At 38.4% G+C, this 21585-nt stretch carries 22 protein-coding genes; 17 read left to right on the top strand and 5 right to left on the bottom strand.

From position 1 onward, the window contains the following. The first annotated feature begins 15 nt into the window (after positions 1 to 15). Genes KHA94_RS06170 through KHA94_RS06155 form a run of 4 tightly spaced genes read left to right on the top strand, consistent with a single transcriptional unit; the run spans position 16 to position 3942 of the window. On the top strand, positions 16 to 1116 hold the full coding sequence (locus KHA94_RS06170) for an ABC transporter substrate-binding protein (RefSeq protein ID WP_213101192.1): 1101 nt from the start codon (positions 16 to 18) through the stop codon (positions 1114 to 1116). Positions 1117 to 1133: 17 nt separating this feature from the next. Continuing rightward, positions 1134 to 2234 (top strand): ABC transporter ATP-binding protein, encoded by a 1101-nt coding sequence (locus KHA94_RS06165; RefSeq protein ID WP_213101191.1) that lies wholly within the window; start codon positions 1134 to 1136, stop codon positions 2232 to 2234. Beyond that, on the top strand, positions 2198 to 3145 hold the full coding sequence (locus KHA94_RS06160) for an ABC transporter permease (RefSeq protein WP_213101190.1): 948 nt from the start codon (positions 2198 to 2200) through the stop codon (positions 3143 to 3145). Before KHA94_RS06165 ends, KHA94_RS06160 begins: the two co-directional genes overlap by 37 nt. Continuing rightward, complete coding sequence (locus KHA94_RS06155) at positions 3145 to 3942, top strand: ABC transporter permease (protein WP_213101327.1); 798 nt, start codon at positions 3145 to 3147, stop codon at positions 3940 to 3942. Before KHA94_RS06160 ends, KHA94_RS06155 begins: the two co-directional genes overlap by 1 nt. A 229-nt stretch (positions 3943 to 4171) precedes the next feature. On the opposite strand, the gene KHA94_RS06150 is transcribed toward KHA94_RS06155, so the two are convergent. Further along, positions 4172 to 4846 carry a hypothetical protein gene (locus KHA94_RS06150; RefSeq protein ID WP_213101189.1) on the bottom strand — a complete coding sequence of 225 codons (675 nt, stop codon included), beginning with the start codon at positions 4844 to 4846 and terminating at the stop codon, positions 4172 to 4174. A gap of 130 nt (positions 4847 to 4976) precedes the next feature. On the opposite strand from KHA94_RS06150, the gene KHA94_RS06145 reads away from it, so the two are divergent. The 8 genes from KHA94_RS06145 (at position 4977) to KHA94_RS06110 (ending at position 14316) form a co-directional block, all read left to right on the top strand. Beyond that, positions 4977 to 6386, top strand: a complete 1410-nt coding sequence (locus tag KHA94_RS06145) for an FAD-binding oxidoreductase (RefSeq protein ID WP_420828146.1) — start codon at positions 4977 to 4979, stop codon at positions 6384 to 6386. After that, positions 6379 to 7647, top strand: a complete 1269-nt coding sequence (locus tag KHA94_RS06140; protein ID WP_213101187.1) for a (Fe-S)-binding protein — start codon at positions 6379 to 6381, stop codon at positions 7645 to 7647. The genes KHA94_RS06145 and KHA94_RS06140 overlap by 8 nt, the downstream gene beginning before the upstream one ends. Before the next feature lie 136 nt (positions 7648 to 7783). Beyond that, complete coding sequence (locus KHA94_RS06135) at positions 7784 to 8938, top strand: acyl-CoA dehydrogenase family protein (RefSeq protein WP_213101186.1); 1155 nt, start codon at positions 7784 to 7786, stop codon at positions 8936 to 8938. After that, entirely contained in the window at positions 8935 to 9996 is a 1062-nt protein-coding gene (locus tag KHA94_RS06130) for an acyl-CoA dehydrogenase family protein (protein WP_213101185.1), read from the top strand. Before KHA94_RS06135 ends, KHA94_RS06130 begins: the two co-directional genes overlap by 4 nt. After that, positions 9977 to 10798, top strand: coding sequence for an enoyl-CoA hydratase/isomerase family protein (locus tag KHA94_RS06125; protein ID WP_213101184.1), 822 nt, complete (start codon positions 9977 to 9979; stop codon positions 10796 to 10798). The genes KHA94_RS06130 and KHA94_RS06125 overlap by 20 nt, the downstream gene beginning before the upstream one ends. A gap of 20 nt (positions 10799 to 10818) precedes the next feature. Further along, a complete protein-coding gene (locus KHA94_RS06120) occupies positions 10819 to 12003 on the top strand; it encodes a CaiB/BaiF CoA transferase family protein (RefSeq protein WP_213101183.1) in 1185 nt (394 codons plus the stop codon). Between the two features lie 228 nt (positions 12004 to 12231). Further along, positions 12232 to 13446: an L-2-hydroxyglutarate oxidase gene (gene lhgO, locus KHA94_RS06115; RefSeq protein WP_213101182.1), complete on the top strand. Its 1215-nt coding sequence runs from the start codon at positions 12232 to 12234 to the stop codon at positions 13444 to 13446. An 84-nt stretch (positions 13447 to 13530) separates the two neighbouring features. Then, positions 13531 to 14316, top strand: coding sequence for an SDR family oxidoreductase (locus tag KHA94_RS06110; RefSeq protein ID WP_213101181.1), 786 nt, complete (start codon positions 13531 to 13533; stop codon positions 14314 to 14316). Between the two features lie 459 nt (positions 14317 to 14775). On the opposite strand, the gene KHA94_RS06105 is transcribed toward KHA94_RS06110, so the two are convergent. Beyond that, positions 14776 to 15864, bottom strand: coding sequence for a citrate synthase/methylcitrate synthase (locus KHA94_RS06105; protein ID WP_213101180.1), 1089 nt, complete (start codon positions 15862 to 15864; stop codon positions 14776 to 14778). Positions 15865 to 15972: 108 nt separating this feature from the next. On the opposite strand from KHA94_RS06105, the gene KHA94_RS06100 reads away from it, so the two are divergent. From KHA94_RS06100 to KHA94_RS06080, 5 genes are all read left to right on the top strand, one after another. Further along, positions 15973 to 16854 carry a LysR family transcriptional regulator gene (locus KHA94_RS06100; protein ID WP_213101179.1) on the top strand — a complete coding sequence of 294 codons (882 nt, stop codon included), beginning with the start codon at positions 15973 to 15975 and terminating at the stop codon, positions 16852 to 16854. Between the two features lie 213 nt (positions 16855 to 17067). Continuing rightward, complete coding sequence (locus KHA94_RS06095; protein WP_213101178.1) at positions 17068 to 17517, top strand: NUDIX hydrolase; 450 nt, start codon at positions 17068 to 17070, stop codon at positions 17515 to 17517. A gap of 85 nt (positions 17518 to 17602) precedes the next feature. Then, positions 17603 to 17911 (top strand): hypothetical protein, encoded by a 309-nt coding sequence (locus KHA94_RS06090; protein WP_213101177.1) that lies wholly within the window; start codon positions 17603 to 17605, stop codon positions 17909 to 17911. Between the two features lie 102 nt (positions 17912 to 18013). Further along, positions 18014 to 18259 (top strand): hypothetical protein, encoded by a 246-nt coding sequence (locus KHA94_RS06085; RefSeq protein WP_213101176.1) that lies wholly within the window; start codon positions 18014 to 18016, stop codon positions 18257 to 18259. A 1484-nt stretch (positions 18260 to 19743) separates the two neighbouring features. Further along, a complete protein-coding gene (locus tag KHA94_RS06080; protein ID WP_213101175.1) occupies positions 19744 to 20127 on the top strand; it encodes a hypothetical protein in 384 nt (127 codons plus the stop codon). Positions 20128 to 20308: 181 nt separating this feature from the next. Here KHA94_RS06080 and KHA94_RS26610 read toward each other — a convergent pair whose 3' ends face one another. From KHA94_RS26610 to KHA94_RS06065, 3 genes are read right to left on the bottom strand one after another with little or no spacing between them, the layout of a single operon-like run. Next, complete coding sequence (locus KHA94_RS26610) at positions 20309 to 20584, bottom strand: IS3 family transposase (protein ID WP_420828136.1); 276 nt, start codon at positions 20582 to 20584, stop codon at positions 20309 to 20311. 38 nt (positions 20585 to 20622) lie between these two features. Continuing rightward, positions 20623 to 20916 (bottom strand): transposase, encoded by a 294-nt coding sequence (locus KHA94_RS06070; RefSeq protein ID WP_213101173.1) that lies wholly within the window; start codon positions 20914 to 20916, stop codon positions 20623 to 20625. 30 nt (positions 20917 to 20946) lie between these two features. Continuing rightward, positions 20947 to 21216 (bottom strand): hypothetical protein, encoded by a 270-nt coding sequence (locus KHA94_RS06065; RefSeq protein WP_213101172.1) that lies wholly within the window; start codon positions 21214 to 21216, stop codon positions 20947 to 20949. Positions 21217 to 21585 lie beyond the last annotated feature (369 nt).

Here is a 21585-nt window from a genome sequence, read left to right as displayed (position 1 = left end):
AGGAGGCAAGTGAAAATGAAAAAGATCATTACATTAATTTCAATCCTTTTTCTAATTGTTTTATCAGCTTGTGGTGCACCTAATCCACAAAAGGCTGGAGAAACAGCCAGTACGAATACGAGTAAGGATGGAGAAAAATCCATTACCATAGCAGGAAATGGCGGGGTTATTGAAAAAACCATTCGTGACGTCATTGCTCCGAAATTCAAAGAGGAAACAGGTATCACGGTTAACTATGTTCCAGGACTTTCTGGGGAGATTTTATCTAAGGTAGAATTACAAAAAAATGCTCCACAAATTGATATTGCCATTTTTGTACCAACAGATGTACATCGCGCAAATGACAAGGGGCTTACAGGTAAAGTCGATGAAGCTAATGTTCCTAATATGAAAAATGTAGATTCGAAGTTCGTTGCAGTTGAGGGTGCGGGTGCTCCAGTATTTGGATTGGTCATTGCCCCTGCTTATAATACAGAATCGTTTAAAGAAAAGGGTTTGAAACCCATTGAATCATGGAATGACTTACCATCAGGTCAATATGAAGGAAGAACAGCGTTTGTGGATATTACGAATGACTGGGGCTTTAACACATTATATGCACTAGCGATGACAAACGGTGGCGGTACAGATAATGTGGAGCCAGGGATAGAAAAAGCAAAGGAACTTGCCGGTTACTCAACGACTTTTTATAAAAATTCCACACAAGTAATGCCAGCGATTCAGCAAGGTGCTGCAGACGTAACAGTTATGGGAAGCTATGTTATTGGTGATTTAGCGTTATCCGGTGTTCCAATTAAAATGGCTGTACCGAAAGAAGGAGTTCCTATTCAAGCCTTTAGTGGAGCCCTTGTGAAAAATGCTCCTAACGAGAAGGAGGCACTAGAATTCATTAACTACCTAATCAGCAAAGAATCACAAGCATTGATTTCAGAACAGGGGTTTTATCCAGTTGTTGAAGGCCTGGAGCTTCCAGAGAAATTCCAAGAATCCATTGGGCTAAAGGATACAGATAAAACATTTAAACCAGATCCTGCTGTATTTGCGGAAATACGTGCTGAATGGTCTGATCGTTGGACGAAAGAAGTAGTTCCAGAAATCGGTAAATTACTGAAATAAGAATGGAGGGAACACCCATGAATGCAATTACATTCGATGTAGAGATAAAGGGGGCAAGAAAGCAATTTGGTTCCAATGTCGTATTGAATGATATTGACTTAGAAGTAAAACAGGGTGAGTTGTTAACACTGCTTGGACCCTCGGGCTGTGGGAAATCAACAACATTGAATTTAATTGCAGGCTTTCTTGAAGCAGATCAGGGAGATGTTTATATTAAGGGAAAGAAAGTAACGAAAGTTCCCCCTTATAAGCGTGATTTAGGTATGGTATTTCAAACCTATTCCTTGTTTCCACATATGACGGTGCTTGAAAATCTTAGCTTTGGTCTGAAGTTGCGAAAAGTGGCTAAAACAGAACAAAAAAAGAAAATTGATCGAGTTCTTGAACTTGTTAAGATGTCTGGGCTTGAACACCGTTATCCAAGGGAATTATCGGGGGGGCAAAGGCAACGTGTCGCTATCGCTAGAGCCCTTGTAGTTGAGCCAGAATTACTGCTGCTTGATGAACCGCTATCAAATCTAGATGCAAAATTGCGACATGAACTTCGCGCGGAAATTAAACGTTTACAAAAAGAAATTGGTGTAACAACGATTTTTGTTACACATGATCAAGAGGAAGCTCTATCTATGTCTGACCGGGTAGTTGTTATGAATGCAGGGGAAATCGAACAAATCAGCACACCGACTGTTATCTACAATCATCCTGAAACTGAATTTGTCTTTCAATTCATTGGTAAATCGAATTCTTTTGAAGGAGAGGTTATAGAGACCGATGGTAGGAAAATTTCGTTGAAGTTAGGTGAGGAAATTATTCATGTCAATCCGGCCAATATTATTGGTGAGAATCGTTCATTGAGAGCTGCGGATGAGGTGAAACTATATATTCGCCCTGAGAATATTCACATTTCCTCTACCAGGGAAACATCATCACCAACAATGGAACTTCAGCCAGCTAAAATCATTCAGCTTAATTACCTTGGCACTTCATGGGAAGTAGATGTTTCATTACAAGGGAAAACGATTCAATTATTAACCAATTCATATGACTCAGCTTGGCAATATGGAAGTGAGGTGTATGTTGGATGGAACCCCTCAGAAATTATGCTGATCAAGAAGTAAGTGAACAAGTAAAGGTAACGGGAGAACCGCAAAGAAAGACGAAAGTAAGAAAAAGAAGAAGTTGGATAGCTGGGCTTCTTCTTTTAATCCCAATCCTTTTATTTGTCTTTGGATTTTTTATTGTTCCTATGCTGTATATTTTGTATTTAAGTTTTATTTCTACTGATAATTTGAATGGTGCGGATGCGGTTTATAGCTTACAAAACTATATAACTTTATTTACCGATAGCTATTACTTATCTTCAATGTGGCTGACGGTAAAAATCAGTTTATATTCTGTGCTTGTTTCACTTATCCTCGGATATCCAATCGCGTTAACGATGGCCAAAAGCTCACCAAAAATTAGGGGATATATAACGTTATTAATTGCTTCGCCTCTTTTGGTCAGCATCGTCGTACGTAATTTTGGATGGTACTTATTATTATTGCCAAATGGTACAATCAATCAATTTTTAATGAATATTGGACTAATCAAAAAGCCGCTTAATCTATTATTTTCAGAACTTGGTGTCGTAATCGGGCTTTCAAACGCCTATTTACCTTTTATGGTATTAGCCATTGCGACAAGCTTGTATAATATTGACCCTTCATTAGAGAAAGCGGGAGCTATTCTTGGTGCAAGCCCGATGCGCAGTTTTTTAACGATAACCCTTCCACTTAGTTTGCCTGGGATAGTATCAGGATGTGTGCTCGTCTTTAGTTTATCCATGAGTGCCTATGTCACCCCTTCTTTAATGGGAGGAGCGAATGTTCCGATGATGCCAGTTGTAATATACGACCAAATTAACACTCTGCTGAAATGGACGTTTGGCTCTGCGTTGTCGTACGTTCTCTTAGGTATTACTCTTTTATCAGTTTTCTTCTTTACACGGGCATTTGAAAAAAGTAAGTTTAGGGAGGTGTTTAGATGATGAAAGCACTTGGAAAGCTCCGACTCGTCCTTGCAGTATTAGGGATCATTTATATATTAATTCCATTAATTGCTGTCGTTCCGGCATCTTTTACAAGTGCAAATTATCCAAGTTTTCCTCCAAAAGGTTTTTCTCTCCAATGGTATACAAAGATTTTAGAACGTCAAGAGTTCGTCGAAGCATTCTTTAATAGTTTGCAATTTGCCTGCTTAGCAGCATTTTTTGCTGTTTTATTTGGGACGCTAGGTGCACTGGCGATTGCGAAATATGATATTCCAGGAAAACATTATGTTACATCCATTTTGACAGCGCCGTTAAGTGTTCCACAACTAGTATTGGGGATTGCCCTGCTTATTTATTTCACACCGATGATGCTTGCAGGTACATCAACAGGATTTTTGATTGCACACACGATCATTTGTATCCCGTATGTTATTCGCTTGGTACTAACAGGGTTAAGCGGATTTGATTACAATTTGGAGAAAGCAGCAGCTATTCTGGGAGCAAACCCATTCATCGTTTTTTGGAAGGTAACACTGCCGCTCATCAGACCGGCCATGATATCTGGGGGATTATTTGCATTCTTGACATCTTTTGATAATGTCACAGTTTCATTGTTTATGATTTCCCCTAATATGCGAACACTTCCAATTGAGATTTTCTCAACGATGCAGGATGCTTATAATCCAATAGTAGCTTCCGTTTCAAGTGTGGTTATTTTCATTTCTGTCATATTAATCGTCGTACTTGAAAAAATTCATGGGGTTGGAAAGGTATTCGGTGGCACCCAGCATTAGGAAATGAAGAGGTGAATAAACATTAGCCGGCCGATTTGCTTATTTAAGTAAAACTGCCGGCTGTTTCAGTTCAAGAGGAAAGATTTTTTACACGTTAAGAACGTATAAATTGTCAGCGCGGAAGGTGATTCGACGTAGTTGCCAATTTTAGGAATTAAGTACGACGGAAAGGATGTCCTAGTCGGGCGAATGCCACAGGACGTGGCATGTATGAGCGCGATAAGTGCAACTACGCCTCTGTCTTCGCCTTTCCAAGGCTCGTCAATCGCCGAGTTTTCTTTAAATAGTCTATACATCTATTCACAGTTGCTTGTGGAGCAGTAAGAATAGGAACAGAGGTCTGAACCTGATGTGCAATATGATCCATACTATACTGAGAAAGAACAATTACATCTACTTTTTCGTCCATCTGCTGTATCATGTTTCGTACTCTTTCGTCATGTTCATCGACCCTCCCTTGAAAAAGAAGATGGATAATTCCTGGGTCTACTAGAGATTCAATGATACAATCTGGCTTCTTTTCTCTTAAATAACTCATTAAGGCAACCGGTGTTTCTTTAACGGTGGAAATGAGGCCAATTCGTTCATAGGCAAGTGCTTCATCTAACATGGCTTCATCTGACCGAAAAAGTTTAACATCATGCATTGGCTGCAAAATCGAAGTGATGTTATTAAAGGCTGAACAAGTCAATTGAATGCAATTTGCTTCAGATTCAGCAGCAAGTTTGACCAATGCTGAAAATCTGCGAATAATTTCCGGGGTTAATCCCTCGGACTTTTCCATCATGGAAAGCAAATTTGTATCCATAAAATGCAGTAGTTCAATTTCAGGAGCTGTTTTCTGAAAAGCTTTTTCAATAGGCTTTAAGGCTGTGGTCGTTGCATGGATCAGGGCTACTTTCAAAATTTGTCATCCTCTTTCATTATCATTTTGTAATTATAACTATATTTCTATTATTTTAATATATAACAAATCGAATATTTTGAATTTTCATTCATGATTAAATATTTTTCAAAGGGAGGTTTGGGTCTTGATACATGCAGAAATAGAAAAAGCAATACGCCAAGTGATCAATAACAAACGTCGAGTACTTACAAATGAAGCGGATCTTGCCAGTTATTCATATGATGCTTCTTTCGGCGTTTTTCTCCCGGATATTGTTGTACAGCCAACTTCTACGAATGAAGTGGTTGGAATTGTCAAATTGGCCAATAAATATAAAATCCCGATTTATCCAAGGGGAAGGGGAACTAGCTTAAGCGGGGGACCATTACCTGTTCATGGAGGGATTGTTCTTGATTTTTCTAAATGGACAGATATTTTAATTATCGAACCAGATGATTTAGTCGCGATTGTTTCCCCAGGAGTCATAACGGCAGATATTAATAAAAAGGCCAATCAATTTGGTCTTATGTATCCTCCTGATCCGAGCAGCTCCCATGTGTCAACGATTGGTGGGAATTTAGCGGAAAATGCCGGTGGCCCGCATGGACTTAAATATGGGGTTACGAAAGATTATGTGCTTGGCCTTGAAGTGGTTACTGCTGACGGTGAAGTAATCCAAACTGGGGGAAGAACCGTAAAAAATGTAACAGGATATGACTTGACGAAATTAATTGTTGGATCTGAAGGGACTTTAGGGATAATAACAAAAGCGATTTTACAGCTAATCCCTAAACCACAGTCTACAGGAACTTTATTGGTCCTTTTTGATGACCTAATCATTGCTGGAAGAGCCATTTCCAGCATCCTGACAGGTGGCATTTTACCATCTAAATTAGAAATTATGGATCAAGCATCTGTTGTCGCTGTAGAGCAATTTGATCCATCAGGGTTACCTACCGAAATAGAAGCACTTTTATTAATAGAATTGGACGGTCATCCTGCTGCCATAGAGGCAGAAGCCAAAAGGGTAAAGGAAATTTGCTTGGAAATTGGCGCTATTGAAGTGAAAATAGCAAAAACGAAGGAAGAAGAAGCCGAACTTTGGAAGGCGCGAAAACTAGTTTCTCCAGCAATAGTCCGAAAAAAGCCAACGAAAATTTCAGAAGATGCTACTGTTCCGCGCAGTAGGATTCCAGACATGTTTCAACGTTTAAAGGAAATTAGAGATAGGTATAACATCGATTTAGTTGTATTTGGTCATGCTGGAGATGGGAATTTACATCCCAATATAATAGCGGATAAACGAGATATCGAAGAAATGAAGCGAGTTGAAAAAGCAGTCGAGGAGATTTTTAAAGCTGCAGTGGAATTGGGTGGCACGTTATCAGGAGAACATGGGATTGGAACGATGAAGGCCCCTTTTATGGAGATGGAGCTTGGTCCAACCGGTTTATCCATGATGAAACGGATTAAAGAAGCCTGGGATCCTTATAACCTCTTAAATCCCGGAAAAGTGTTTCCAGAGCCTGGACAAAGGTTTGTGTTAACAAATGAGTAGAAGCCATCTATTAGCCTATGAAGAAACGTTTGCATGTGTCCAATGCGGCTATTGTTTGCCCAAATGCCCAACCTACGAGACGACAGGTGTGGAAACCCAGTCACCGCGGGGGCGAATAAATTTAGTGAAGTTATTAGCAGAAGAAAAAATTTCGATAGAGTCCGCAGCTTCTTCCATTGAGTTATGTTTAGGCTGTAGAGCCTGTGAAACAGCTTGTCCGACCAATGTTCAATACGGGACCATTTTACAATCTGCCAAGGAATTAATCGCGAAAGAGATGCCTGCTTCTAAAATGGAATCGCTACTCCTTGAAAAAGGAATACCGAATAAAAAGTGGCAAAAAGTTGCCGGAAGGGGGTTAGAAATAGCACAGAAAACAGGAATGGTATCTTTAGCGAGAAAAGCAGGCATCATGAGGGTATTCCCAGATAGTATTCAGGCAATGGAATCTATTGCGCCCGTGATCAAGATGCCGAAAAAAAAAGAAAGAGAATACAGAGTATTACCTCCAATTGGGAAGAAGACCTATACTGTTGGATTTTTTGTTGGTTGTATTATGGATATGATGTTCTCAAAAATTAATGATGACAGTATGAAATTGCTACAGCTTGCAGGCTTCAAAGTCACCTTGATCGAAGAACAAACATGCTGTGGAGCTCTTTTACATCATAGTGGAAAAAAAAGAGAGACCATTGCCCTAGCTCAAAAAAATATTGCAGTATTTGAAAAATATGATTTTGATTTTATTGTCAATAGTATTGGTGGCTGTGGTGCGATGTTGGTGGAATATCCTGAATTGTTTGACGAACACTCAGAATGGCGTTCTCGTGCAGAAAAATTTGCCTCGCGGTGTAAAGATATTAGCGTTTTATTAGCCGAGAGTTCATTGCCATTTACTAAAGAAATTCGAAAAGTCGTAGCATACCAACCTTCATGTCATTTACAGCATGTTCAAAAAGTCATTAATGAGCCTCACCAATTGATAAAGAAGATTCCGGGGATTGATTACCGCCTTTTTGAAAACCAGGACATGTGCTGCGGATCTGCAGGAATTTACAATGTTATCCACTACAATGAAGCGATGGAAGTGTTGGATCAAAAGATGAATCATATTGAGAAAGTGGTGCCAGATATCATCGTCACAAGTAATCCAGGCTGCCATTTACAGATGAAATTAGGTGTCCGGCGCGAAGGGAAAACAGAAAAAATAAAAGTGGTTCATATTGTTGAACTGCTAGCTGAAGCCTGTGGGATATCCTAATTCCTAATCTATGAATAAATATCGACTAAATTTTCTGTTAATAAAAAATAGCAAATAAAGCATTGGCAGGTAATATGAATTTAATCATACAATTTGCATAATAGTTATGCTATATCGGTAAAAGGAGTGAGAGATAATGAGACAATTACAACTTCCGGCATTTGAATTTACGGAAAAACAAAAAGAGTTTCGTAAAGAAGTACGTTCTTTCTTACAAGCTGAGAAACAAAAAGGAACATTCGACACACATGCAGATTCTTGGCTAAGCGGGTATAGTAAGGAATTTTCGAAAAAGATTGGGGCAAAAGGCTGGATCGGGATTACATTTCCGAAAGAATACGGGGGGCAAGCACGTTCCACAATAGACCGTTACATCATTACAGAAGAGCTCTTAGCGTTTGGAGCTCCCGTTGCATCACACTGGTTTGCAGATCGTCAATCTGGACCGTTAATTTTAAAATTTGGGACAGAAGAACAGAAGAAATTTTTTATTCCGAAAATCGTGAAGGGTGAATGTTATTTTTCGATTGGACTTTCTGAACCGAACTCAGGATCTGATTTAGCGTCACTAAAAACAACCGCTGAAAAAGTGGATGGCGGATGGATCGTTAATGGAATGAAGACGTGGACCTCTGGTGCTCATCACTCGCACTACATGATCACACTTTGCAGAACCTCTCAGCAGGATCCAAAAAATCGTCATGGAGGAATGAGTCAATTAATCATTGATCTAAAATCCGATGGCGTAACCATTCGGCCCATTCAGTTCTTAACGGGTGAACATCACTTTAACGAAGTCTTTCTTGAAAACGTTTTTGTTCCAGATAACCGAGTAGTTGGAGAAGTTGGAAATGGCTGGGCACAAGGGTTGACTGAACTGGCATTCGAACGAAGTGGCCCAGAACGAATTTTAAGCACATTTCCTCTGCTTGAAGAGGCGATTCGTCTATTGAAAGAAAAGGAGGATCATAGAGGTTTGATGGAGGCTTCGAAACTAGTAAGCCGAATGTGGGCACTGCGTAATATGTCGATAGGTATTGCTGCTCTCCTTGAAGAGAAAAAAGATGTAAACCTAGCAGCTGCTCTAGTGAAAGACCTTGGCAACAGCTTTGAGCAAAGTGTGGCTGAGCTCATTCGGCTACTTTTACCGGCGATGCCAAGCAAGCACGCGGAAGATGTGTATGCCAGGATGTTAGCGGAATCCATTTTACACGGGCCAGGATTTACCATTCGTGGTGGAACAACTGAGATCCTTAGAGGGATTGTAGGAAAAGGAGTGATATCTGCATGAATGAGATGAAATCATTTATTGAAGACACTGTTGGGAAGATTTTAAGAGACTTATCGACTAAGGAACAACGTGAACGTTTTGAAGAAGGTGAGTGGGCGAGTTCACTATGGAAGACGATTCAAGAATCTGGGTTAACATTACTTGGAATTGCCGAAGAGAAAGGTGGGGGCGGCGGAGATTATGAGGACGTTTTCGCTATCCTGCGAGTCGTCGGAAAGCACGCTGCTCCAGTTCCTTTAGCGGAGGTTATATATGCCAATCAATTTCTTGCCGCACATGAAGGTGAGGTCGAAGATAAATTAAGAGTCGTTCATTTCGCAGAAGAAAGCTCGTCGGTTCATTCTCCGTATAAGTTAATAAATGTTCCATATGGAAGATATATAGACGAAGTGATTGTGATCCGTCAGGAGGATCATCAAGCTTCTTATTCAATTGTCAATGCATTAGTATGTGAGATTGAGAAGAATGACAATCTAGCTGCGGAGCCTCGTGATAGCTTAACCTTTTCAAATTTAGGTGAAACGAAGAAATTAGATCTAAGTTTTAAAGAGGCATTAGAAGATTACAAAAAATTCTTAGCGCTTAGCCGTGTAGCGATGATGACAGGTGCGATGGAAAGTGTGCTAGCTTTATCTATCTTCTATTCAAAAGAGCGTCAGCAGTTTGGTCGACCACTGCACAAATTCCAAGCTATCCAGCATCACTTGACTGCAATGGCTGGCGAGGTGGCTGCAGCCTATGCAACACTTGCTGTGGCGAGTGCATCTTATCTATCAGACTTGGAAAAAGAGCAAATTGCGATGGCAAAAATTGAGTTATCCGCTAACGCGAATGTGGTTGCAAAAGCTGCACACCAGCTACATGCTGGAATTGGGATGACATATGAACATGAACTTCATCATTTTACACGTCGTTTGTGGGCGTGGCGTGAAGAAGGAGGAAATGAGACGTATTGGGCTGATCAGTTAGCCAGTTTGTATCAGGCTCGAGAAGAAACGATTTGGGAATCGATTACTCATGTAAAAGGAGAAGAAGCACATGCCGGATCTACTGTTTGAAGTCAATAATAAAATCGCAACCATCACATTAAATCGTCCTGAAGCACTAAATGCGTTTAGTGGCGAAATGCTTGATTTATGGATTGACTCGCTTGAGAAAGTGAGGGATTCAGATGAGATTTCTGTTTTAATTGTCCAAGGAGCAGGAAGAGGCTTCTGCTCGGGTGGAGACATTAAAGAGATGATCGCTGGTAACGGATTCTACAAGTCGGATCAAGATATTGTTTCAAAAGGAATAAATCGAAAGAACTCGCTGTGGAAAAAGGTGCAGAGGATCCCTCTTTTATTAGAAGAAATCGACAAACCAGTTATTGCAAAAGTACATGGAGTGGCATTTGGTGCAGGACTTGATATGGCTCTTATGTGTGATATTCGTTTTGCTTCAGAATCAGCTCGATTGTCTGAAAGCTATATCAAAGTAGGAATTGTGCCTGGAGACGGTGGAGCGTACTTCTTGCCGCGACTCGTTGGACGGGATATGGCATTGCATATGTTGTGGACGGGAGAAGTGTTGACAGCAGAAGCGGCAAAAGAACGCGGACTCGTTACATTTGTTGTGCCAGATGAGGAGCTTGATCAAGCAGTTGCAGACTACGCTCACAACTTAGCAAGTGGCCCTCAACTGGCAACGCAGCTCATCAAGCGTGCAGTCTATCAAAATAGCGAAATGTCATTACGGTCCTCACTTGACTATATTTCTTCGAAAATGGCGCTGGTCATGGAAGAGGAAGATCATAAAGAAGGTGTCCGAGCTGTCACGGAAAAAAGAAAACCGAATTTCGGAAAAAATAAACAGCAATAAAGTAAAAGAGGTGAGTTGGATTGATACAGCCCCTGCATGATATACGTGTGTTGGATTTGTCTAGAGTTTATGCCGCCCCAGCTGGAGCCATGACACTCGGAGACATGGGTGCAGACGTCATACGCGTGGAGCCACCAGGCGGGTCGGACAGTATGAGGGAGTGGGGACCTTTTATAAATGGAGAGAGTACCTACTATTTAAGTGCTAATCGTAATAAAAGGTCTATTACCCTTAATTTAAAAACGGAAGAAGGGAAGAAGCTTTTCCTGAATTTGGTAGAAAAATCAGACGTTGTAATTGAAAACTTTAAGTCTGGTACTTTGGACAAACTTGGGCTGAATTATGAAGTTTTAAAGGGACGAAATTCAAGGCTCATTGTTTGCTCGGTAACAGGATTTGGACAAGATGGCCCCTTAGGTTTACTGCCAGGCTTTGATCCAGTCATACAAGCGATGAGCGGGTTGATGGATGTCACAGGTGACCCAAATGGCGAAGCCACAAAAGTAGGAATTCCGATTGCTGATATCATTACTTCGGTTTATGTTGCATTAGGGATAGTCGCTGCAATACGGCAAAGAGATCTAACTGGAGAAGGCCAATATATCGACATGGCTTTGCTGGATGTTCAAGTCTCTAATATGGCCAATGTTGCTAGTGCTTATTTAAATACAGGAATGATTTCTGTGCGGAAAGGCAATCAACATAATAATGTTGCGCCATATCAAGTATTCCAAACTGCTGATTTTCCAATTATGATATGTGCGGGGAACGATAACTTGTTCCGAAAGCTATCTCAAACATTGGATCATCCAGAGTGGGGCAGTGATGGACGCTTTTTAACAAATGATGATCGTAAACAAAATGAAGATGAATTAGTTAAGCTGATCGAGGAAGTATTAGCGACTAAGACGTCAAGTGAATGGGTTGAAATTCTTGCAGAAGCCAAGGTTCCTGTAGGGCGTGTAAATAATATTCAACAGGCATTGGAGCAAGATCAAGTAATCGCTAGGGGGGGAATCGAAACAGTTCCTTATGCTGCGGGTGAGGTAAAGTTGCTGGCTAGTCCGCTTCGGCACAGCGGATTAAATATCCAAACTAAATTCGGCCCGCCTGGGTTAGGTCAGCACAATAAGGAAGTATTTGAAGAACTTCTTGGAATAGAGGAAGAAGAACTTTCAGTTTTGTTTAAAGACAATGTAATATGAAGAGAGTTGGTCTGAAAGAGGTGTTTTCAATGGAAAATGAAAAATTTAAAAGTAATTATTCGATGTCTTCAATCCACCGAGTGATACAAGTACTGCGAGCATTTTCGGTGGATTATCCTAAATTGTCGTTAACAGAGATTTCGAAAAGAACGGGTATTTCGATGCTCAGAGAATCTGGTGAATATAAACCTTAATAGCAGAAATCCGGGATAATGGAGGTGTTAAATAGTGTATGATTTTGCAGTTGTTGGCGGAGGGATTGTAGGTTTATCAACGGGAATGGCACTTTATAAACGGTTTCCTAATGCGAAAGTAGCGATTATGGAAAAGGAGTCAGCTGTCGCGGAACATCAAACAGGGCACAATAGTGGAGTTATTCATTCAGGAATATATTACAAGCCTAATAGTTTCAAAGCACGTTTTGCGCGTCAAGGAAGTAAATCGATGACTGAATTCTGCCAAACTCACGGAATAGACCATGATATTTGTGGAAAAGTAATTGTTGCAACTAAACAGGAAGAGTTACCACTTCTTGAGAACTTATATAAACGTGGACTACAAAATCAATTAGCTATTCAAAAAATTGGTGTCGATGAATTGAAGGAAATTGAGCCACATGTTAACGGTCTAGGGGCAATACGTGTTCCTCAGGCAGGCATCGTTAATTACAGACCAGTAAGTGAAAAATTTGCTGAAATTGTTCAGAAGCACGGTGGAGAAATACACCTAAATACAAAAGTAGAGAAAATGCATGAAGATTCAGACCAAGTGGTCATCGAGACAAATCGGGGTACATATAGATCTAGAATGGTGATTAACTGTGCAGGACTTCACAGTGACCGTATAGCTGCAGCTACAGGATATAAAACGGATATGAAAATCTTGCCTTTTAGGGGCGAGTATTTTAAATTGAAGCCTGAAAAACGCTATCTTGTTAAACATTTAATTTATCCAGTACCAAATCCAAAGTTTCCATTTTTAGGAGTCCACTTTACCCGAATGATCAGTGGCGAGGTCGATGCAGGGCCAAATGCAGTGCTTAGCTTTAAACGTGAAGGATATAAAAAGACAGATTTTAATGCAAAAGATTTAATGGAATCTTTATGCTTTCCTGGTTTATGGAAAATGGCGGGTAAATTTGCAAAGGAAGGGCTTGAAGAATACGCCCGTTCATTTAGCAAAAAACAATTTACAAAAAGCCTACAGGAATTGATTCCTGAAATCCAAGAAGATGATTTAATACCTGCACCTGCTGGTGTCCGTGCCCAAGCATTAAGAAGTGATGGGAATATGGTCGATGATTTCCATATTATTATGGGAAAACGAACGATTCATGTATGTAATGCCCCATCTCCAGCTGCAACAGCTTCCATTGAAATTGGAAAAGAAATAGTTAATAGAATACCAGAACAGATAAACCTAAAAGAAGCAAAACTAGTTTAATAGCTTTCTTTCGAGATAGATCCCAACTTGATTATAATAAAGTGAATATTCTATAAAAATATACGAAAAGGAAGGTGTTTAGATTTGGAACTGAATTTACATAATAAAGTCGCACTTGTCATAGCTTCCAGTCAAGGTCTAGGGAAAGCAATAGCCATGCAACTAGTAAAAGAAGGGGCAAATGTTATGCTAACAAGTAGAGATGCTGAAAAGTTAGCAACAGTTAAAAGTGAATTAGATGCTCTAGGTAAAGGGAAAGTTTCATATTTTCCAGCTGATATTACAAAAGTAGAAGACATTAAATCGTTAGTTCGCAAAACTAATGAGGTGTTCGGCAAAATTGATATTTTAATTAATAATGCTGGTGGACCTCCTGTAGGATCATTTGAATCCGTCTCTGATCAAGACTGGCAAAATGCATTTGAACTAAATTTATTGAGTTATATTAGAATCATCCGTGAAGTTCTTCCAGATTTAAAAGAGGCAGGAGGAAGAATTATTAATATTGCCTCTTCATCTGTAAAACAACCTATACCCGGACTTATTCTTTCGAATACATTTCGATTAGGTATTGTAGGACTGGCTAAAACATTGGCAGAAGAACTGGCTCCATATAACATATTAGTTAATACAGTTAGCCCTGGAAGAATTGCAACAGAGCGTGTTGCACACCTTGATAAAGTGAATGCCGAGAGATTAGGTGTTTCTAAAGAGCAAGTTACAGAAAGGTCCCAAAATACAATAGCCTTAAAACGGTATGGAACTCCGAAGGAATTTGCTAATGTAGTCGTATTTTTAGTTTCTGATGCAAGTTCTTATGTAACTGGAAGTTCAATTTTAGTTGACGGAGGAATGATTAAATCAATTTAACTTTTGAAGGTGGTTTCACCTCAATTTTCATTAAAAAGAAATAAACGTTTCTGCCTATATTTTATTATTTGTTTATGGTAGGGGAGATTTTCCAGCGAATATAGGGAAAAAGAGCTTTGAAGAGATTTTTGAGTACATGGATTTATTAAAAGAAGCTTTTTACAAAGAAGAATACAAGTAAGTTTTATTAGGAGATGATAATTATTTAAGCGACTTTCACGTCTTACCTTTTTAATATAATGTTCTTCCACAAACGGGCGCATTTCTAGAATAAGAAATGCGCTGGTTTTTATAGCTTAGCGTAGGATAGAATCCCGAATTGTGAATAAGTTACTGCGTGGAGATGTCTTTTCTAGACTCTCGGTGCCAGCCCCCTTTAGTACTCAGACTTGAAGATAATAGAAAAATCGTTGTTATATAAAAGGACTCCGGTGCTTGTCCGTGCTATGCATTCGCCTTTCACTTTTTTTCGTATCCAATATATTCTGACTGAGGGCGGAAAATTGAATTATCTTGTAGTTGCTCTATTGCGTGTGCAGTCCAACCAATGATTCTTGCAACGCTGAATGTTGGCGTAAATAGTTCTGTTGGCATTTCGATAGAACGCATAATGGCAGCTGCATAATACTCGACGTTTGTATATAGTTTACGGTCAGGCTTATGATGTGCGAGTAAAGCAATTATTTCCTTTTCAGCTACAGTTGCTAAGTCTAACCATTCATCTTTTCCGGACATACTGGTACATTTTTCTCTCAAAAGAATGGAACGTGGATCTTCCGTCTTATAAATTCTGTGACCGAATCCCATTATTTTTTCCCCGTTTTGAAGTTTTTCTTCTATAACTGTTAGGATGTTTCCCGGTTTTCCTATTTCTTCAAGTAATTCAATAACTCCCGAAGGTGCTCCTCCGTGCAAAGGACCCTTCATTGTACCAATTGCAGATGTGATGGCTGCGGTTAAATCCGATTCTGTCGAAATAGTTACACGAGCAGAGAACGTAGCTGCATTCAATCCATGCTCCATTGTTAATTTCAAGTATGTTTCAAGAGCCTCAACTTGTAGGTGGTTTGGGAGCTTCCCATTTAGCATCCATAAGTAATTCGCTATGTGTGACAAATTAGGATCCGGGTTGATGGGAAGTAAACCTTGTTGTTTTCGATAATATCTTGCTACGATTACTGGAATGACGGCAGTAAGAATAATTGCTTGCTCTTCGATAGGTTCATTTGTAAAACCATCATGTGCAAATGCGGAAATAGCTGTACGCACTGCATCCATGATTGGTACTTCTGCTGGTAAAGCGTCGATAATTTTTTGAACATGAAGAGGCAACTGTCTCCCATTCATTAATTTAATTTCCAAATGCTTTAACTCACTTTCGTCTGGTAACATTCCATACCAAATAAAATATGCCACTTCTTCAAACGAATGAGATGGGATGAGTTCGTCTATTAAAACACCTCTGTAGCGTAATTCCCCAATATCTCCTTTAACGGAAGCTATGTTTGTTTGAACAGCCACGACATCTTTTAATCCTTTTTTAAACATACCGATTCCTCCTTCTTTTCTTTAGTATAGTGGTGTTATATGATTATAGAAATTAAATATTTTATATTGAAATGATTAATTTTTTTAATTAAAAAAGGGGGAATCACGGTGGAACTTCAGTGGTTGAAAACATTTATTGTAGCAGCCGAAACGACTAATTTTCGTCAAGCATCGGAAAAACTAATTATTTCTCAACCAAGTGTGACCGTTCATATCCGGTTATTAGAGGAATACCTCGGAACAAAGCTTTTTGATCGAATAAACAACCGCGTCACATTGACCGATGTCGGAAAACTTTTTTATCGAGAGGCGATGCAACTCGTCGAACAGATGGAACTGAGCGTAAATCGGATTCATACATATGCACAAGGATTTCGTAAGAATTGGACGATTGCTATTTCCCCCCTTATGGCGGAAACGATATTGCCATATATTTTGCGAACGTTTATGGAGAGTCATCCAGACGTTGAGATTAGCATCCGAGTTGAAGAATCAACTAATATTGAACAACTCGTAGAAAACGGGGATGTGAATTTGGGCATTTCAGCACTAGATACTAAATTAAAGAATATCGAGTCGATTCGAATTTACGATGACCCCATTCTGTTCGTGACCTCACCTGATTCATATGATGAAGAAAGTGGACCTCCAATTGACGCATTGGAATTACTACAGAATAATTATATATTCACTTACCATCATCCTGTTTATTGGGATAGCCTGCTTAATAAGCTAAATAAATATGTAAAGCGTTTCCGAACGATGAAAGTTACACAAGCACACATTGTAAAACGATTCATTCAGGAAGGACTCGGCATATCTTTTTTACCACACTCAATTTTAAGGCGTGAGTTAATAGAAGGAAGACTAATGCAACCACATTTTGATGTGTTCACCCTACCGACTGTTTCAACCTTTATTATCGTTAAAAGGAAAGAAGAACTTGAGCAAGATTTCATAAATTTGATTTCCAAATATTATTTTGGGTAATAAAGGATTTAGATTTAGTTTTTCGGATAGGTTTTACTTGAAGAAGGACATTGAATAAATTTCAATAAAATTATTAACGAATGGTAGGTAGGGGATTGGGGGTAACGGGTGCGATTGATAAACAACAGAGATCATCATCAAAACATGATAGTTTCTTTTATTTTTTCAACTATTTGAGCAGGTTTTTTCGATAGGAACTTACGGAGGGGTTCTATGGTAGACAGAGTTAATATTCAAGCATTTATATATACAAGTAATCAAAGAACAACATTTTTATTGTTAAAAAGAACCCTAGAAAAAGGTGGATTTTGGCAACCAGTTAGTGGAGGTATAGAGAAAGATGAACAGCCTACACATGCTGTAAAAAGGGAAATATTTGAGGAAACAGGAATTAATGAAATAGTTCAAATTACAGACTTACAATTTACTTATACATTTAATGCAACAAAAGATAACATCAAAATGAAAATGAAAGATATATGCTACGGTGTCGAAGTCTTAAGTTTAAAACCCGTATCTTTATCCCTCGAGCATTCCATGTATAAGTGGTGTACAAAAGAAGAAGCAGAGGGATACTTAGAATGGGAATATAGTAGATTAGCTTTTAAAAAATTGTTATCATATATCGATATAAAAAGTGATCAACCAGAAATATCTGGCTGACCTTATAATACGAAGGGCCATTTAACGGAATAAAATTTTAAGTAGCAGGTATGATCTGATTAAAAAGTGAAAGGGAGGTTCTAACATGGGGTTTGTCATGGCAATTGCGCCTGTTGTAATAGTGGGAGGGATTGTAGTATTTGTAATTGAAAGGCTTAAACATAAATATAACCAAGGTAACCTTGGTAAGAAAAAATCAAAAGGCGCTCAAGATTTATTAGATAGTTTAATACCAATCGGAATGCTTTTTGGTTGTGCTATCGGTGTAATTTTAGGCATGTTTTTCCCACTCCCTCTACTATCTACAGTTAGTTTAGGAACTGGAATAGGCTATTTATTCGGATATTTCGCTTATGAAATTTATAGTAAGAAGGAAACAATCATTCATAAATAGATATCTTCCTGAAACGGGCGCGATTCAAGTGTATGAATTGCACACTTTTGGCGTTAAAGGGCCAGATTGTTTGATACTGTAGGATAGATTGAAGGTGGTCCAATGGCTTATCTATTCTTCTTAGTGGGAATTATTTTTTGTATATGGCAATTGTCCTTAGCGAGAAAGGGAAAGGTAAAAACATCTTTACTTATTGCGACTTTATTCAGTGTGATTGCAGTGCTAATGATTCTTTTTGCAGTAGATTTTGTTAAGTTATATCAAACTGAAATTGCTATTATATTATGGGTTCTATTCAGTTTAGCGCTAACTAAGAAAAGTAGCACTAATTACAATCGGGCGCAATAATGGAATAAGATCTTGCGCCATTTTTGCTTTTAAAGATCCATATTGCCGAATAGTTGTAATTTTGGAGGGGGGTTAGTTAGAAGTAAAAGATAAAAAGAATACACATGCCAAATTGATTTTATTCTGCTTCTTTTTGCAATTATCGTTATACTCGATAGTCTATTAGTTATTGGTTCTCCCTATATATTTGTTAAGGTGTTAAACCTTATCGTGGTAATTGTTTTATCAGCAGTTATAGGAGCATTTATTAGGGGGATTTTTATTTTATAGGAAGAAAGAAAATTCGCTATCAAAATAATTTCTATTCCATAAAAGGGCGCAATTCCAGAAGAGAAATTGCGCTCTCTCTTTATGTATAGGTCCATTTAGTGCAAGAAGGATTAAATTATTTTGTGAAAGAAATATATATAGGACTTTAGAATATTGTTGAGGTGGTCTAATTTTGAAGTTTTCATATGTAGAAATTAGAAGTGGTAATGCAACATGTATATTAGAGATTAATGAACAAAAGTTTGAGTTTTATCCTACTTTTCATTCGGATACTCTAGGAGATTTTGTTTCATATTTAGCATCAATACATCCGTTATGTAATTTAAGTTGGAAGGAAGGTGTGACCGTCAAGTAAAATTGAACACTTTTTGCTGAATAAGAGTGAACACTTTTCTGGAAACTAGCACGTACTCATTGTCATTTGACATGGAGCCTCTACGTACTTGATTTTTTCACAAAGTCAGCCACACCAACAACCAGCCGATTTTGACTAGGCTATCACGTACGCCTCTCCATGTAAAATGCACGTCCCTACTGGAAAAAAAGTGTTCACAGTAAACTAGCAATATATGTTCATTTTTATTCAGCGGTTACAGAAGGTGCATTTCATAAAATAAATGGAGGTATTGAGTGGCATACTGTTCCCTTTTTATTGCGGTGGGAATTTAAGCGAGATTTTGAAGAATTAGAAATTACAATTACAGAAATTCAAAATCCGATTGTAGATAGAAAAATAAATAAAAATTTACCTAGAATAGTATTAAAGACGAAATGTAACTTTGAGGAGTTTGTTTTATACATAGTGAAAGAGTTGGACCGAGTTATTAAACAACGGGGAATTTTAGGATATCGACAGGAGTGGCAAAACTACACATTTCCAATTGATGGATTTCTAGCTTTGAAATATGCTTGTATTTATAAAAGACCTTTCGAGATTACAGATTTCTCAAACGAGAAAGCCCACACCGGGCATAGCCCGTCTTTAGACGTGGGATGAAAGTGAGGTCAGATACGGAGTAACGCTAAAAGGTCAAAATCGTTAGCGGCACTTCAAGTATCTGAAGATTCGTATAGAAACATATGTTCTTTATTCTGTAAATCTGATATACTATGATAGAAATGGTCTTTAGGGACCAATTGAGGTGAATAATCAATAAAATCCATTAAACGATTTTCATATAATAAAATGCAAGAGAAGGAAAGGAGTATGTTTTATGACATCTTCTATGCCCAGCTACGTATTAACCCTGACACTTGAAATTAGACATTATGAGGCCCATATTCTTGAAAAAAGGTTTGAGATTGCTCGAAAAATCTATAATGCATGTTTGGCAGAAGCGGATAAACGTTTGCGAGTCATGCAAGAATCTAAGGATTATCAGAAAGCTCGTAAACTCCCTTCATCGACCCCATCAGAACGCAAACTACGATCCACTACATTCCGTCAATTGCACAAACGATTTAAATTGGAGGAATATGCACTCCATACATATGTAAAGTCCATGCAAACTCGATTTAAACATTTAATCCATTCCCATACTGCTCAAAAACTCACGTCTCGTGCATTCCATACAGTTAAAAAGAAACAAATAGATTAGATATTACACAATCGGGAGCTTTTCTTGAGTAACGAAAAAGCCCAATTTCTCAGGATTAAAATTGGGCTTTTTAATATTGATTTCCTTAACGTTGTAAATTCACATTTTGCTGGTGGTACCTATGGCGTTATCCCCATAATGAAGAAACCCAGTTAATCTTCACATGTAAAGGTAGCTGGTTTTAAAGCTGGATGTGCAAAAAATAGCACTTGAAGCAAGATTTCCAATTATTCTTTGTCATGATGCGTGAAACTATACGCTGGCTTACTTTTATTCCTTGCTTGTTTAGCATTTTTGTAATTTTTATGCTTCCATAGCGTTGCTTGAATTCAATGTGAGTTTTCAAGACTTTTTGAGACAGTTCCTCATGCTTTTTCTGTCGGCTACTCTTTGGTCGTTTTATCCATTTGAAATAGCCGCTTTTAGAAACTCCCAGGACTTTGCATATCTTCTCCACTCGGTATTGGGAGCGATGATGATGAATAAAATCATACTTTACCGAGGGCTTTTCGCGAAGTAGTGCATCGCCTTTTTAAAAATTGCGTTTTCCTCCTCCAGATCACGCAATTGTTTTTGTAATGCTTTTAGTTCGGCTTCTGGAGATGAAAATGTTTGTACAGCTTTTACCTCGGGCTGTTCACCATATTTCTTGACCCATCCATGTAAAGTATTTGTATTGATTCCAGTTTCTCTAGCCACTTGTGCGACTGATTTATTGTTCTCTAGAATATACTTCACTGTTTCTTTTTTGAATGTTTCATCATAACGTTTACCAGTACCTTTGGTCATGTAGACACCCCATTATTGTTGTTTATTTTATTATAACAATCTGTGTCTACTTTTTAGTCTAGCATCACTGTCTTTGTTGTCTATATATGTACCAATATCATTGAGTTGTTGTCTTGCAATAGTTGTGCTTTTTACGAGTGTGTAACCTTCTTCTTTAGCTTTTTTAGGATGCGCCCAAAAACCATTTACAGAAGCCCCAACGCTATTTTCTTTGTAAAGAAAAGCACCTATACCCACAGAACCTACCAATAAAATAGCAATCATTAGCTTAATAATAAACCCTCTCGTGTTTTTCTCCATTAATGTCTCCAATTAAACTCCTATCCTTCTATTTTTATTAATATTCAGACTATTTAAATATATAATAATATTACAAAAAAAGGTGCTTTCTTCCTGTTTTTTTGTCGAATATTAATAGAAAACAATCAATATGCTGTTAAGGCGTACCGCCAACATTTTGCGCTTATCTTAACTAGCTAAAAACACACTATTCATAGTATACAAAGTAAAGAATTCTTAACTCTGTAAACAACGTATTCAGCGTAGCGGTGTCTTTACAATGAGAAGGCAACAGATAACCTTGTAAGGTAAACCGACCATTTCTCAAGTGTCGGGCCAAGAGGTTAGAATCTGATGCCGCGAGGCTCATTGTCAAGACGAATACGTTGT

The sequence above is a fragment of the Cytobacillus citreus genome (assembly GCF_018343665.1).
In the GTDB taxonomy this organism is placed as follows: Bacteria; Bacillota; Bacilli; order Bacillales; family Cytobacillaceae; genus Cytobacillus; species Cytobacillus citreus.
This window is presented reverse-complemented; position numbering and strand designations above follow the sequence as displayed.

Coding starts and splice junctions, on each gene's coding strand:
- KHA94_RS06170 (WP_213101192.1), top strand. CDS start 16: ATGAAAAAGATCATTACATTAATTTCAATCCTTTTTCTAATTGTTTTA.
- KHA94_RS06165 (WP_213101191.1), top strand. CDS start 1,134: ATGAATGCAATTACATTCGATGTAGAGATAAAGGGGGCAAGAAAGCAA.
- KHA94_RS06160 (WP_213101190.1), top strand. CDS start 2,198: ATGGAACCCCTCAGAAATTATGCTGATCAAGAAGTAAGTGAACAAGTA.
- KHA94_RS06155 (WP_213101327.1), top strand. CDS start 3,145: ATGAAAGCACTTGGAAAGCTCCGACTCGTCCTTGCAGTATTAGGGATC.
- KHA94_RS06140 (WP_213101187.1), top strand. CDS start 6,379: ATGAGTAGAAGCCATCTATTAGCCTATGAAGAAACGTTTGCATGTGTC.
- KHA94_RS06135 (WP_213101186.1), top strand. CDS start 7,784: ATGAGACAATTACAACTTCCGGCATTTGAATTTACGGAAAAACAAAAA.
- KHA94_RS06130 (WP_213101185.1), top strand. CDS start 8,935: ATGAATGAGATGAAATCATTTATTGAAGACACTGTTGGGAAGATTTTA.
- KHA94_RS06125 (WP_213101184.1), top strand. CDS start 9,977: ATGCCGGATCTACTGTTTGAAGTCAATAATAAAATCGCAACCATCACA.
- KHA94_RS06105 (WP_213101180.1), bottom strand. CDS start 15,864: ATGTTTAAAAAAGGATTAAAAGATGTCGTGGCTGTTCAAACAAACATA.
- KHA94_RS06095 (WP_213101178.1), top strand. CDS start 17,068: ATGGTAGACAGAGTTAATATTCAAGCATTTATATATACAAGTAATCAA.
- KHA94_RS06090 (WP_213101177.1), top strand. CDS start 17,603: ATGGGGTTTGTCATGGCAATTGCGCCTGTTGTAATAGTGGGAGGGATT.
- KHA94_RS06085 (WP_213101176.1), top strand. CDS start 18,014: ATGGCTTATCTATTCTTCTTAGTGGGAATTATTTTTTGTATATGGCAA.
- KHA94_RS06080 (WP_213101175.1), top strand. CDS start 19,744: ATGACATCTTCTATGCCCAGCTACGTATTAACCCTGACACTTGAAATT.
- KHA94_RS06070 (WP_213101173.1), bottom strand. CDS start 20,916: ATGACCAAAGGTACTGGTAAACGTTATGATGAAACATTCAAAAAAGAA.
- KHA94_RS06065 (WP_213101172.1), bottom strand. CDS start 21,216: ATGGAGAAAAACACGAGAGGGTTTATTATTAAGCTAATGATTGCTATT.